The sequence below is a fragment of the Mesorhizobium sp. B2-1-3 genome, assembly GCF_006442495.1.
Classification (GTDB): Bacteria; Pseudomonadota; Alphaproteobacteria; order Rhizobiales; family Rhizobiaceae; genus Mesorhizobium.
Genome location: NZ_VFWL01000005.1, coordinates 22,706 through 35,767, shown reverse-complemented (window position 1 = coordinate 35,767; position 13,062 = coordinate 22,706). Strand labels below are relative to the sequence as shown.

The 13,062-nt window shown below is 65.5% G+C and carries 12 protein-coding genes; 10 read left to right on the top strand and 2 right to left on the bottom strand.

Annotated features, from left to right (window positions below; all coding sequences use genetic code 11):
• Positions 1-138 precede the first annotated feature (138 nt).
• The 10 genes from fabD (at position 139) to FJ973_RS10840 (ending at position 11,138) form a co-directional block, all read left to right on the top strand.
• Complete coding sequence (fabD, locus tag FJ973_RS10885; protein WP_140517846.1) at positions 139-1,080, top strand: ACP S-malonyltransferase; 942 nt, start codon at positions 139-141, stop codon at positions 1,078-1,080.
• 132 nt (positions 1,081-1,212) lie between these two features.
• On the top strand, positions 1,213-1,950 hold the full coding sequence (fabG, locus tag FJ973_RS10880) for a 3-oxoacyl-[acyl-carrier-protein] reductase (RefSeq protein ID WP_140494457.1): 738 nt from the start codon (positions 1,213-1,215) through the stop codon (positions 1,948-1,950).
• A gap of 269 nt (positions 1,951-2,219) precedes the next feature.
• Positions 2,220-2,456: an acyl carrier protein gene (locus FJ973_RS10875; protein ID WP_006203723.1), complete on the top strand. Its 237-nt coding sequence runs from the start codon at positions 2,220-2,222 to the stop codon at positions 2,454-2,456.
• Positions 2,457-2,490: 34 nt separating this feature from the next.
• On the top strand, positions 2,491-3,753 hold the full coding sequence (gene fabF, locus FJ973_RS10870) for a beta-ketoacyl-ACP synthase II (protein ID WP_140494455.1): 1,263 nt from the start codon (positions 2,491-2,493) through the stop codon (positions 3,751-3,753).
• A 102-nt stretch (positions 3,754-3,855) separates the two neighbouring features.
• On the top strand, positions 3,856-5,064 hold the full coding sequence (gene mltG, locus FJ973_RS10865) for an endolytic transglycosylase MltG (protein ID WP_140494453.1): 1,209 nt from the start codon (positions 3,856-3,858) through the stop codon (positions 5,062-5,064).
• 170 nt (positions 5,065-5,234) lie between these two features.
• Complete coding sequence (locus FJ973_RS10860; RefSeq protein ID WP_140555752.1) at positions 5,235-6,125, top strand: YicC/YloC family endoribonuclease; 891 nt, start codon at positions 5,235-5,237, stop codon at positions 6,123-6,125.
• Between the two features lie 3 nt (positions 6,126-6,128).
• A complete protein-coding gene (gmk, locus tag FJ973_RS10855; protein ID WP_140494448.1) occupies positions 6,129-6,785 on the top strand; it encodes a guanylate kinase in 657 nt (218 codons plus the stop codon).
• A 227-nt stretch (positions 6,786-7,012) separates the two neighbouring features.
• Complete coding sequence (locus FJ973_RS10850; RefSeq protein ID WP_140555750.1) at positions 7,013-8,389, top strand: c-type cytochrome; 1,377 nt, start codon at positions 7,013-7,015, stop codon at positions 8,387-8,389.
• Positions 8,386-8,889: a (2Fe-2S)-binding protein gene (locus tag FJ973_RS10845; RefSeq protein WP_140555748.1), complete on the top strand. Its 504-nt coding sequence runs from the start codon at positions 8,386-8,388 to the stop codon at positions 8,887-8,889. The genes FJ973_RS10850 and FJ973_RS10845 overlap by 4 nt, the downstream gene beginning before the upstream one ends.
• Entirely contained in the window at positions 8,889-11,138 is a 2,250-nt protein-coding gene (locus FJ973_RS10840; RefSeq protein WP_140555746.1) for a molybdopterin cofactor-binding domain-containing protein, read from the top strand. Before FJ973_RS10845 ends, FJ973_RS10840 begins: the two co-directional genes overlap by 1 nt.
• Positions 11,139-11,195: 57 nt before the next feature.
• Here the strand turns inward: FJ973_RS10840 and rsmA are convergent, their stop codons facing one another.
• Together rsmA and pdxA are read right to left on the bottom strand one after the other, a co-directional pair.
• Positions 11,196-12,032 (bottom strand): 16S rRNA (adenine(1518)-N(6)/adenine(1519)-N(6))-dimethyltransferase RsmA, encoded by an 837-nt coding sequence (gene rsmA, locus FJ973_RS10835; protein WP_140555744.1) that lies wholly within the window; start codon positions 12,030-12,032, stop codon positions 11,196-11,198.
• A 10-nt stretch (positions 12,033-12,042) separates the two neighbouring features.
• Positions 12,043-13,059 (bottom strand): 4-hydroxythreonine-4-phosphate dehydrogenase PdxA, encoded by a 1,017-nt coding sequence (gene pdxA, locus FJ973_RS10830; RefSeq protein WP_181170891.1) that lies wholly within the window; start codon positions 13,057-13,059, stop codon positions 12,043-12,045.
• Positions 13,060-13,062 lie beyond the last annotated feature (3 nt).

Here is a 13,062-nt window from a genome sequence, read left to right as displayed (position 1 = left end):
CCTTTTGGAACAGGCACTCGGCCGGCAAAGCTGCCAAGGGGCCGGGTCGAACCGGGCTTGACTTGGCAGGCCGCGTTGCGTCACAGGCAGGAAAATTCGTGTATCAGGCAAGCAGAACCGAGCTTTGGGAGCCCACACATGGCCGTTGCATTCACCTTTCCGGGACAAGGCAGCCAGGCTGTCGGCATGGGCAAGGACCTCGCCGATGCCTTCCCCGAGGCGCGTAGGGTTTTTAGCGAAGTCGACGACGCGCTCGGCGAAAACCTGTCGAAGCTGATCTGGGAAGGGCCGGAAGAGACGCTGACGCTCACCGCCAACGCGCAGCCGGCGCTGATGGCCGTATCGCTGGCCGCGATCAGGGCCTTGGAAGCGCGCGGCTTCTCGCTGAAGGACAAGATTACCTACGTCGCCGGCCATTCGCTGGGCGAATATTCGGCGCTTGCCGCCGCCGGCTTCGTCTCGGTTGCCGATGCCGCCAGGCTGCTGCGCATCCGCGGCAATGCCATGCAAGCGGCGGTGCCCGCCGGCGAAGGCGCCATGGCGGCGATCATCGGACTGGAGCAGGCCGATGTCGAAGCCGCCTGCGCCGAGGCTGCCAAAGGATCGGTCTGCCAGATCGCCAACGACAATGGCGGTGGCCAGCTGGTGATTTCCGGCGCCAAGGCAGCGGTCGAACTGGCTGCCAAGCTGTGCACGGAAAAAGGCGCCAAGCGAGCGCTGATGCTGCAGGTCTCCGCGCCCTTCCATTCGGCGCTGATGGCGCCCGCCGCCGAGATCATGCGCGAGGCGCTGGCCGGGGTAACCAAGAACGCGCCTGTCGTGCCGCTCGTCTCCAATGTCACGGTCACTCCGACCAGCGATCCCGAAATCATTGCGCGCCGTCTGTTCGAACAGGTGATCGGCCGCGTGCGCTGGCGCGAGACGGTGGAGTGGTTCGGCGCGAACGGCGTCACCACGCTCTATGAAGTCGGCGCGGGAAAAGTGCTTTCAGGGCTGGCCCGGCGCATCAACCGCGAAATCGCCACGGCATCGGTCGGTTCCGCGGCCGAGGTCGAAACCGCACTGGCGGCGCTCGGGTGAGGCGCCGCGTGTGAATTTGATGGCGCGGCTTGTATCGCTGAAGATATTCCGTTGGTGATGGCAATCGGATACCCGCGAGACGTATACAGATAAGGTTGCTCGCTGAGCTTCCGAAACCAAAGAGGAAAACACATGTTCGAACTGACCGGCCGCAAGGCACTTGTCACCGGCGCGTCGGGAGGCATCGGTGAGGCGATCGCCAGGGTGCTGCATGCGCAAGGCGCCATCGTCGGCCTGCACGGCACGCGCGTCGAGAGACTGGAGGCGCTGGCCGCCGACCTGGGCGACCGGGTGAAGCTGTTTCCGGCCGACCTGTCGAACCGCGACGAGGTCAAGGCGCTCGGCCAGAAAGCGGAGGCCGATCTCGAGGGCGTCGACATCCTGGTCAACAATGCCGGCATCACCAAGGACGGGCTGTTCGTGCGGATGTCGGACGCCGACTGGGACAGCGTGCTCGAAGTCAATCTGACGGCCGTGTTCAGGCTGACGCGTGAGCTGACCCATCCGATGATGCGCCGTCGCCACGGCCGCATCATCAACATTACCTCGGTGGTCGGCGTCACCGGCAATCCCGGCCAGACCAACTACTGCGCCTCCAAGGCCGGCATGATCGGCTTTTCCAAATCGCTGGCGCAGGAGATCGCCACCCGCAGCATAACCGTCAACTGTGTCGCCCCGGGCTTCATCGAATCGGCGATGACCGACAAGCTCAACGACAAGCAGAAGGAGGCGATCATGGCCGCTATCCCGACGCGCCGCATGGGCACCAGCGCCGAAGTGGCGTCCGCCGTCGCTTATCTTGCCTCCAACGAGGCCGGCTACGTCACCGGCCAAACCATCCATGTGAACGGCGGCATGGCGATGATCTGATCGGGTCGGCCAAAGCATGCATTTCGGGCCGGGCCCGGGCATTCGCGGTGGCTTTGAGACGGCGACAGGCAACGCCTGGGCGGGCTGTGAAAAGCGACCATTTCGGCTTGGACGCCCACGATTTTTCGTGTAATGCGGCCCGCAACCCGGCGGTTCGGGCAAAAACCGGTCTGCGGCCATTGCGTTTCCGGCGGGACCATCTTTCAGCTTGATTAGCGGCATTCCGCCCGCTAACGAAGACAGACAACCAAAAGACGAGGATGCCCCAAATGAGTGACACCGCAGAGCGCGTCAAGAAGATTGTCATCGAGCACCTGGGCGTCGATGCCGACAAGGTGACGGAGCAGGCGAGCTTCATCGATGATCTGGGCGCCGACAGTCTCGACACGGTCGAACTCGTCATGGCGTTTGAAGAAGAATTCGGCGTCGAGATCCCCGATGACGCGGCTGAAACCATCCTGACGGTGGGCGATGCCGTGAAGTACATCGACAAGGCTTCGGCCTGACGCTTTCCGCAGTCATCACCGGGGAGGACCTGCGATGAGGCGTGTCGTCGTCACGGGCCTTGGGTTGCTGTCGCCGTTCGGCATGGGCTTCGAGCACAGCTGGAAGGAACTTCTGACCGGCCGCAGCGCCGCCAAGCGCATCACCGAGTTCGAGGTGGAGGATCTTGCCTGCAAGATCGCCCATGTCGTTCCGCGTGGTGACGGCAGCAACGCCACCTTCAATCCCGAGGCGGTGCTCGAGCCGAAGGAACTGCGCAAGATCGGCGACTTCATCCTGTACGGGATCGCAGCCGCCGACGAGGCACTGAAGGATTCCGGCTGGCAGCCGAAGACCCATGCCGAGCAGTGCGCCACCGGCGTTCTGATCGGTTCGGGCATTGGTGGCATCGAAGGCATCGCCGAGAACGCGATGATCCTGAAGGAGCGCGGCCCGCGCCGCATCAGCCCCTTCTTCATCCCCGGCCAGATCATCAATCTCGTCTCCGGCCAGGTTTCGATCCGGCATGGGCTGAAAGGCCCCAACCATGCCGTCGTCACCGCTTGCTCGACCGGCGCGCATGCGATCGGCGACGCAGCCCGGCTGATCATCTGGGGCGATGCCGACGTCATGGTCGCCGGCGGCGCCGAAGCGCCGGTGACGCGACTGTCGATCGCTGGCTTCGCTGCCTGCCGTGCGCTGTCGACCGAGCGCAACGACGCGCCGCAAACGGCTTCGCGGCCCTATGACCGCGATCGCGACGGCTTCGTCATGGGCGAGGGCGCCGGCGTCGTCGTGCTTGAGGAACTCGAGCATGCCAAGGCGCGCGGCGCGAAGATCTATGCGGAAGTGACCGGCTACGGCCTGACCGGCGACGCCTATCACATCACCGCACCGGCTGAAGATGGCGACGGCGCATTCCGTTGCATGACGGCGGCGTTGAACCGGGCAAAGCTGACGCCCGCCGATGTCGATTACATCAACGCGCACGGCACTTCGACCATGGCCGACACGATCGAGCTCGGCGCTGTCGAGCGGCTGGTCGGCAATGCCGCATCGAAGATTTCGATGTCGTCGACCAAGTCGTCGATCGGCCATCTCCTCGGCGCGGCAGGGGCTGCCGAAGCGATCTTTTCGATCCTCGCCATCCGCGACAACATCGCGCCGGCGACCATCAACCTTGACAATCCGGAGCGTGAGACCGCGATCGACCTGGTGCCGAACAAGCCGCGTGCCCGCCAGATCGACGTGGCGTTGTCCAATTCCTTCGGCTTCGGCGGCACCAACGCTTCACTGGTCTTCCAGCGCTACAATGGCTGACCGTCCGCCTGCCGGACGGCGCTTCGGCGTGTCGTCAATTTTGCCATATTCGCCCCTACTCTGCCGCAGGGGATTCGTTGAGAGATCAAACGGTAGGGCGAAATGAACACAAATCCGGCCGGCAACGGAGAGTTCGGGCAAGGGCAGGCGACATCGGGGCCGATCGTACCGAAGACAGCCGCCGAAGCCTTGCGGCCGGAGGCCGGCACGCCGCCGCCGAAGCGCTCGCGTGCTTCGCGCAGTCAGGTCGTCGTGTTCATGAACTTCGTCATCTCCTTGGTGATGCTGATGGTTCTGGCGGCGGGTATCGCGCTTTACTTCGGCAAGCAGGAATTCACCGAGCCCGGCCCATCGGCCAATGGCGACACCTTCCTGGTCAAGCCGAACACTGGCGTCCAGGATATCGCCGACCAGCTCGAGCGGCGCGGCCTGATCAGCGACGCCCGCATATTCCGTCTTGGCGTTAGGGCCTTCGGCAATGATTCGGCGCTGAAGGCCGGCGAATACGAGATCAAGCCCCGGGCGTCCATGCGCGACATCATGGAATTGCTGAAGAGCGGCAAGTCGGTCATGTACTCGCTGACCATTCCCGAAGGGCTGACAGTCGAGCAGGCGCTGGCGCGCATCGCAGGCGAGCCCGCCTTGAGCGGCGACATGCCGGCCACCGTGCCTCCAGAGGGCAGTCTCGCCACCGATACGCTGCGCTTCACGCGCGGCGCCACGCGCCAGCAGATGATCGACAAGCTGCTGGCCGACCAGAAGAAGCTGGTCGAGGAGGTCTGGCAGCGGCGCGCCGCCGACCTGCCGCTCGCCAGCATTGACGAGTTCGTCACGCTGGCCTCGATAGTCGAGAAGGAAACAGGCAAGGGCGATGAGCGCTCGCGCGTCGCCGCGGTCTTCCTGAACCGGCTGGCCAAGGGCATGCGCCTGCAATCCGATCCGACCATCATCTACGGTCTGTTCGGCGGCAAGGGCAAACCCGCCGACCGGCCGATCTATCAGTCGGACATCCAGAAGCCGACGCCCTACAACACCTATGTGATCAACGGCCTGCCGCCGACGCCTATCGCCAATCCCGGCCGCGCGGCGCTGGAGGCGGTAGCCAATCCATCAAAGACCGACGACCTCTATTTCGTTGCCGACGGCACTGGCGGACACGTCTTCGCCGCCACGCTTAACGAGCACAATGAGAACGTCGCGCGCTATCGAGCCCAGCAGAAGAAGCAAGTCGACGACGCGGCCAAGGCTGATGCCAAGGTGGAGGGGCAGACCGACGCGCCCATTGACGGCGACGCGGGGGCGGCCCAGTAGCGGCGCACGGTTTTTCCAGCTCGTCCACGCTATCGGTTGAAGACAGGAGCGTTTGGATTTATCGGGGCGCCTCGTAAGCCGATTGGCAGGCGGGCATTTCGGCTTTCTGAAGGTGCGCGAGGCCGGATCAAGCAGTATCCGTAGTACGCGCCAGGGGGTATGCAGGCACCATGAATTTGCAGAGCATGACCGGGTTTGCGCGTGCTGTCGCCGAGCATGACGGCACCTCGATTGCCTGGGAGGTCAAATCCGTCAACGGCAAGAGCGTCGAGGTGCGGCTGCGGCTGCCGCAGGGCTTCGAGCGGCTGGAGCCGGCCATCAGGCAGACGCTTCAGAAACGTTTCGCGCGCGGCAATTTTCAGGCGACGCTGACCATCACGCGCGCCGCCGGAATGCAGTCCCAGCCCGTTGTCAACGAGGCCTTCCTCAAGGACCTGGCCGGGCTCGCCAAGCGGATCGAGGAACAATTTGGTGTTGCTCCTGCGACCGCCGACGGATTGTTGTCGCTGCGCGGCGTGCTCGATATTCCCGAGACCACCGAAACCGAGGATGTGCGCACGGCGCTCGACAACGCCGTCATGGCGGCCCTCGATGTGGCGCTGGAGGGGCTGGAGCGGTCCCGCGAGGGTGAGGGCGCGGCACTTCGCACGCTTCTGCTGGGCCACATCGACGCCATCGAGGCGCTGACGCTGGGCGCTGAAGCGGATCCGTCGCGCGAACCGGCGGCTATCCGCGAGCGCCTCGCCGAACAGGTGCGGCTCTTGATGGATGCTTCGGCCAACCTCGATGTCGGCCGCTTGCACCAGGAAGCCGCCTTCCTCGCCACCAAGGCCGATATTCGCGAGGAGATCGACCGCTTGAAGACGCATGTGACGTCCGGTCGTGCATTGCTTTCCGGCGGCGGCGCCATCGGACGCAAGCTCGATTTTCTAGCACAGGAATTTAACCGCGAATCGAATACGCTGTGCTCGAAGTCGAACGCTGCCGCGGTCACCGCCATTGGACTGGAACTGAAGGCCGTGGTCGATCAGTTCCGTGAACAGGTCCAGAATCTGGAGTAGCCGATGGTCGCCAGGGATTTAGGGTCCCGCATTCGCCGCCGGGGCCTGATGCTCGTGCTGTCGTCGCCGTCGGGCGCCGGCAAGTCGACAATTGCGCGCAACCTTCTGGAGAGCGATTCCAGCCTCGAACTGTCGGTCTCCGTCACCACCAGGCCGCGCCGCGGCTCGGAGATCGAAGGCGTTCACTATCATTTCCGCACCATGCGCGAGTTCGAGCGGCTGCGCGATTCGGACGCCCTGCTCGAATGGGCGGAGGTGCATGGCAATTGCTACGCGACACCGCGCGAACCGGCGGAACTTGCGCTCGCTCAAGGGCGCGACATGCTGTTCGACATCGATTGGCAAGGCGCCCAGCAGCTCAAGGAGAAGATGCGCGCCGACATCGTCTCGATCTTCATCCTGCCGCCGTCGATGAAGGAGTTGAAGGCAAGGCTGAAGCGCCGCGCCGAGGATCAGGAAGCGGTGATCGAGACGCGGCTGAAGAACGCGCGCAACGAGATCGAGCACTGGAAGGAGTATGATTTCGTCATCGTCAACGATGATCTCGATCGCGCCTTCGCCGAAGTGCGCGGCATCGTTGTCGCCGAGCGGTTGCGGCGCGATCGTCGGCCCGGCTTGTTCGACTTCGTCTCGGGACTTTTGGACGAGAAGACGAGCTAGCCTTTCCTTTGCCCACGAAGATGGGCCGGCGGACAAGCCGAAGGCCGGCAGCACCAAACGATGTGCCCGGGCAGGTCGCGCCTGCAAGATGCGCTTTTCGGCGCCATAAATCAGACAATTGACGAAGAGGGCAGCGCCCCTAGTTTCTCCCGCACGAACGCGTCCGCGGCGCCGGTAACGGCCGGGGCGGCAGCGTTTCAGCGTACCGCCATGAGGGAGAGCAGATCTTGAAACGCTTCTGGCTGGGCGTTCTTGCCATCATCATTGTCTGCGGCGCCGGATTTTTCGCCTATGCCTGGAAGCCGGCAATCGATCCTGTCGAGCCGCCGCAACGATCGTCGTTCGACCCGGCGTTGATCGAGAAAGGCGCTGTGCTGGCCTCGGTCGGCAATTGCACCTCCTGCCACACCAGGCCCGGTGAAAAGTCCTATGCCGGCGGGCTCGCCGTGCCGACGCCGTTCGGCACCATCTATTCGACCAACATCACGCCAGATCCGCAGACCGGCATAGGCCGTTGGTCGCAGGCAGCCTTCAACCGCGCCATGCGCGAAGGCGTCGACCGCGAGGGCAGGCATCTCTACCCGGCCTTCCCATTCGATCATTTCACGCGTGTCTCCGATGAGGACAACCGCGCGCTCTACGCCTATCTGATGACGCGCCAGCCGGTGAACAACCCGCCGCCTCCGAACGAGTTGCCTTTCCCGCTCGATATGCGCCTGGTGCTGGCCGGCTGGAAGCTGCTGTTCTTCGACAGGGGCGCCTATCAAAACGATGCGTCGCAAAGCACGCAGTGGAACCGCGGCGCCTATCTGGTCGATGGGCTCGGTCATTGCGGCGCCTGCCACACGCCGCGCAATCGGTTCGGCGCGGAAGAGAAGGGGTCGCACATGGCCGGCGGCGAGGCCGAAGGCTGGACGGCCTTTGCGCTCGAGGGCACTTCACCGGCGCCGATACCGTGGACGCATGACAGCCTGTTTGCCTATCTCAGGCAAGGCTGGCATGCCGACCACGGCGTCGCCAATGGCCCGATGGGCGAAGTGACGGGCAATCTCGGCCGGCTTCCCGATGCCGACATCGACGCCATGGCCACTTACGTCATGTCGCTCATGGGCGAACCATCCGCCGAACGGACGGCCGCCGCGCGGGCCATCCGCGGCCGCGCCGCGGCCGACCCGGCGTCGACCGCCGGCGTGGCGCCGACATCCGCCGATACGCCGGCGGCGCGTGGAGCCGTCATCTACCAGGCGGCATGCGCCACCTGCCACGACGGCAGCCGTCCGCCGCCTTTCGGCGGTATCAATTTCCATCTGTCGAGCGCGGTCAACGCGCCAGATCCGCAGAACGTCATCAACACGGTGCTGTTTGGCCTGCCGGCGGCGAGTGGGCGCCCGAGCGCCATCATGCCGGGATTCGCAGCGACGCTGAAGGACGACCAGGTGAATAACCTGCTGGCCTATCTGCGCGATGCCTTTGCCGGCAAGCCGGCCTGGCAGGATGCGGCCGCCAGGATCGCCGACACCAGGAGCGGAAAATACCAAGTCAGCGTCCGGCCCTCGGACGGCATCGAGCGCGGCCCGGACAATGTAGGAGCGAAGGACAGATGATCAATCTCAACGTCAACGGCATCTCCCACCACGTCGACGTCGATCCCGCGACGCCGCTGCTTTACGTGCTGCGCAACGATTTGAAGCTGAACGGCGCCAAGTTCGGCTGCGGCCTTGGCCAATGCGGCGCCTGCACGGTGATGGTGGACGGCAAGCCCGTCTTCTCCTGCCTGACGCCAGCGATGCTGGTGGAGGGCCGCGAGGTCAAGACCGTCGAGGGCTTGGGCACGATCGAGAACCCGGGTCCGATGCAGAAAGCGTTCATCGAGGAGCAGGCGGCGCAATGCGGTTATTGCATCGCCGGCATGATGATGCGGGCGCAAGCGCTGCTCGAGGCCAAACCCGATGCCGGTGAGGCCGATATCAGGCAGGCGCTGGAGCCCAACCTCTGCCGCTGTGGCACGCATATGCGCATCCTGCGGGCAGTGAGTCGCGCGCGCGACCTGATGAAATCGAAATCGGCCGGCCTCGCGCCGGCCGCGGCCGCAGGGAGGGCATGATGAACGCGCCGACCTTTCCCGACCTGACACGACGCGGCTTTCTCGCCGGGACCGGCGCGCTGGTCGTGTCCTTCACCATTCCCGTGCAGGCTCAGGAGGCGGCGCCCTCGGCACAGACGCCCGCGACGCCGGCCCCGGCCAAGAAACTGCCGGGCAGCCTTGCCGATACCCCCTCGCTCGACGCCTGGATCAGGTTGGATGCCGACGGTTCGATCACCGTCTTCACCGGCAAGGCCGAGCTCGGCCAAGGCACCAGGACGTCGCTGCGCCAGATCGCCGCCGAAGAACTGGAGGTCGAGCCGGCGGCCATCAAGCTCATCACCGCCGATACCGCGCTGACGCCGAACGAGGGCTATACCGCCGGCAGCCAGACGATCCAGAACAGCGGCACCGCCATACGCTACGCCTCGGCGCAGGTGCGCCAGATCCTGGTCGCCAAGGCCAGCGAGAAGCTCGGTGTTCCGGCCGACCAGCTCAAGGCGGCAAGCGGCAGGATCGCCGGGCCGGACGGGAAGTCCGTGGGCTATGGCGAACTCGTGGTAGCGGATTTGCTGCATGTGGACGCATCGGCCGACACGGCGCTGAAATCGCCGGACAGCTATCACGCGATCGGCAAGCCGTTCGCCCGCGTCGATATTCCGGCAAAGGTGACGGGCGGCGAGGCCTACGTCCAGGACATGCGGCTTCCCGGCATGGTGCATGCCCGCGTCGTTCGCCCACCAAGCTATTTGGCCAAGCTCGTCAGCGTCGACGAGGCCGCCATCAAGACGATGCCGGGCGTGGTGGCGGTGATCCGCGACGGCGACTTCCTGGCCGTGGTGGCCAGGCAGGAATTCCAGGCGGTCCAGGCCATGCGCGCCATGGCCGCCAAGGCGAAGTGGCAGGTGCAGCCGGCCTTGCCGGACCAGGACAATATCCCCGCCTTCCTCGAACGCTCGGTCGCCGAGGTCGGCACCGTGACTTCGGTCGGCGCGGAAACGGCAGCCGGCGCAAAGACGCTGCAGGCGCAGTTCACCCGCGCCTACCAGATGCATGGGTCGATCGGCCCCTCCGCTGCCGTTGCCCTGTCGGACAAGGGTCTCATCACGGTGTGGACGCACACTCAAGGCGTTTATCCAGACCGCAAGGCGATCGCCGAGATGCTCGGCGTCGGACCGGAAAAGGTGCGCTGCATCCACACCGAGGGATCAGGCTGCTACGGCCACAATGGCGCCGACGACGCGGCGGCCGACGCCGCGCTGATCGCGCAGGCGCTGCCCGGCACGCCGGTGCGCGTGCAGTGGATGCGCGATCAGGAGCATTTGTGGGAGCCCTATGGCCCTGGCATGCTGACGCGCGCCAGCGCAACGCTCGACGCCGGCGGCAAGATCGTCAACTGGCACTATGATCTGTGGAGCAACAGTCACGGCACGCGGCCGGGAACGGCAGGTTCGCTGATCGCCGGCCGGCTGGTGGCGAAGCATTTCCCGCCCGATCCGGCCAAGCTGCAGATCTCGCCGCTCGGCAATGGCGACCGCAACGCCATCCCGCTATACGATGTGCCGAACCAGCGGGTGAACTGGCATTTCGTCGCCGACATGCCGGTGCGCGTCTCGTCGCTGCGCGGTCTCGGCGCCTACTGCAACGTCTTCTCGATCGAAAGCTTCATGGACGAGCTGGCGCTCACGGCCGGCGCCGACCCGGTGGAATACCGGTTGAGGCACATGAAGGACCCGCGCGCCAGGAAGGTGATCGAGGTTGCGGCGCAAGAATTCGGCTGGAGCAATGATCCTATGCCGGAGGGCCGCGGCCGGGGGTTCGCCTTCGCCAAGTACAAGAACCACGCCGCCTATCTCGCAGTCGCGCTTGAAGCGGAGGTCGATCGCGACAGCGGCGCGATCGCTATCTCGCATGTGGTCTCGGCGGTCGACTGCGGCGAAGCGGTGGCGCCGGATTCGATCATCAACCAGACCGAAGGCGGTATCTTGCAGTCGCTGAGCTGGACGCTTTTCGAGGCCGTCCATTTCGACGACACCCGCATCCTGAGCGCGGATTGGTCGGCTTATCCGATCCTGCGCTTCAGCGCCGTTCCGGACAGCGTGGAAGTGCATGTCGTCGACAATCCCGGCACGCCCTATCTCGGCGTCGCGGAAGCAGCGCAGGGCCCGACAGCCGGCGCGATCGCCAATGCCTTCCGCCATGCGGCGGGAAAACGCATCTATGACCTGCCCTACACGCGCGAGCGCGTTAAAGCGGTGTTGGGCGTGTAGTTCGAATTGTGCGCTCGACACGGATCAAATTGCGCGGCGCTTCCATGGCCGGCGGTGTTACACCGCGTTGGTCAGCCGCACGAACTCCTCGACATCGAGCGTCTCGGCGCGCCGGGTCGGGTCGATCCCGGCGCGTTCGAGCAGGGCCTCGCCGCCGAGGCTCTTAACGCTCTGCCGCAGCATCTTTCGGCGCTGGCCGAAGGCGGCTTCCGTGACGCGGCCGAGTTTTTTCACGTCGGCGCATAGCGGTGTCGCGCGCGGCTCGAGATGCACGACGGAGGAGGTCACCTTGGGCGGCGGTGTGAACGCCTGGGGCGGCACGTCGAACGCTATCCTGGCCTGCGTGCGCCACCCCGCCAGCACGCCGAGCCTGCCATAGGCCTCGCTGCCAGGCGCGGCGACGATACGCTGGGCCACCTCACGCTGGAACATCAGGGTCATCGAGGCATAGAAGGGAGGCCAATCCGCGACGGTCAGCCAGCGGACCAGCAGTTCCGTGCCGATATTGTAGGGCAGGTTGGCCACGATCCTGACCGGACCGCCGTCTCCGGCGGTCGCGGCAAGCGTCGGGAAGTCGATCTTCAGAGCGTCGCCGGAAACGACCTCCAGCCGTCCGGGATAATGGGCCGATATCTCGGCGAGGGCCGCCAGGCAGCGTTCGTCGCGCTCGATGGCGACGACCTTGCGCGCGCCGTTGAAAAGCAGGGCCCTTGTCAACCCGCCAGGGCCGGGGCCGACCTCGATCACCGTCGTCTCCGCCAGGCTGCCGGCGGCGCGCGCTATCTTGCCGGTCAGGTTGAGGTCGAACAGAAAATTCTGGCCCAGTGCCTTCTTTGCCTGCAAACCGTGGCGCTCGATGACCTCGCGCAGCGGCGGCAGCCCATCCATGCTCATGAGTTGAGCCTCATTGCGTGACAAGTTTGGCGTCGGTGTCGGCCAGCTGCCGTGCGAGCCGCAGCGCCGCCATCAGGCTGTCGGGCCGGGCAATGCCCCTGCCGGCGATACCGAAGGCGGTGCCGTGGTCGGGCGAGGTGCGGATGAAGGGCAGGCCGAGCGTGACATTGACCGCTTCATCGAAGGCCAGCGCCTTGGCCGGTATCAGCGCCTGGTCGTGATACATGCACAGCGCCACGTCGTAGCCTGCCCGGGCCCGGGCATGGAACAAGGTATCCGCGGGCAATGGCCCGAACGCGTCGATGCCTTCGGCTCGCAGGATCTCGATCGCCGGTCGGATGATGCGCTGGTCCTCCTGGCCCATGGAGCCATCCTCGCCCGCATGCGGATTGAGGCCGGCGATGGCGAGCCGTGGGTTGGCGATGCCAAAGCGGTCCCTGAGGTCGGCGGCGGTGACCCGCGTCGTGGCGAGGATCAGGTCGGTGGTCAGCGCCTTCGGCACTTCGGCCAGCGCGATGTGAATGGTGACGGGAACGGTGCGCAGGTCGGGGCCTGCCAGCATCATCACCGGCATCGCTTCCACGCCGCTGTGCCGCGCCGCCAGATACGCCAGATATTCGGTGTGGCCGGGAAAGCGGAAGCCGGCGTCGTAGAGCGGCTTCTTGGCGATCGGGCACGTGACGACGGCCGCGGCGTCGCCGGCGAGGCTAGCGGCCACCGCCCGATCGATCGCTTCGATGATGCCCGCCGCATTGGCCGGGTCCGGCTGGCCGGGGCTGTCGATGAAGCGGGCAGCCAGCGTAACGACCGGCAGTGCGTGGCCAAAGACCTCGGTTGCCTGCGCTGGCGTCGTTTCCTCGATAGGCAGCGAAACGCCGAGGCGGCGCGCCCGCGAGGCGATCAGCGCGGGATCGGCGAGGAGATAGAAGGGCGGAAGGGCTGCGGCTGTACGCGCCAGAAACGCGGCAATCGCGATTTCCGGCCCGATGCCGGATGGATCGCCGACGCTCAACGCCAGCGCGCGCATCGC

Coding starts and splice junctions, on each gene's coding strand:
- fabD (WP_140517846.1), top strand. CDS start 139: ATGGCCGTTGCATTCACCTTTCCGGGACAAGGCAGCCAGGCTGTCGGC.
- fabG (WP_140494457.1), top strand. CDS start 1,213: ATGTTCGAACTGACCGGCCGCAAGGCACTTGTCACCGGCGCGTCGGGA.
- FJ973_RS10875 (WP_006203723.1), top strand. CDS start 2,220: ATGAGTGACACCGCAGAGCGCGTCAAGAAGATTGTCATCGAGCACCTG.
- fabF (WP_140494455.1), top strand. CDS start 2,491: ATGAGGCGTGTCGTCGTCACGGGCCTTGGGTTGCTGTCGCCGTTCGGC.
- mltG (WP_140494453.1), top strand. CDS start 3,856: ATGAACACAAATCCGGCCGGCAACGGAGAGTTCGGGCAAGGGCAGGCG.
- FJ973_RS10860 (WP_140555752.1), top strand. CDS start 5,235: ATGAATTTGCAGAGCATGACCGGGTTTGCGCGTGCTGTCGCCGAGCAT.
- gmk (WP_140494448.1), top strand. CDS start 6,129: ATGGTCGCCAGGGATTTAGGGTCCCGCATTCGCCGCCGGGGCCTGATG.
- FJ973_RS10845 (WP_140555748.1), top strand. CDS start 8,386: ATGATCAATCTCAACGTCAACGGCATCTCCCACCACGTCGACGTCGAT.
- FJ973_RS10840 (WP_140555746.1), top strand. CDS start 8,889: ATGAACGCGCCGACCTTTCCCGACCTGACACGACGCGGCTTTCTCGCC.
- rsmA (WP_140555744.1), bottom strand. CDS start 12,032: ATGAGCATGGATGGGCTGCCGCCGCTGCGCGAGGTCATCGAGCGCCAC.
- pdxA (WP_181170891.1), bottom strand. CDS start 13,059: ATGCGCGCGCTGGCGTTGAGCGTCGGCGATCCATCCGGCATCGGGCCG.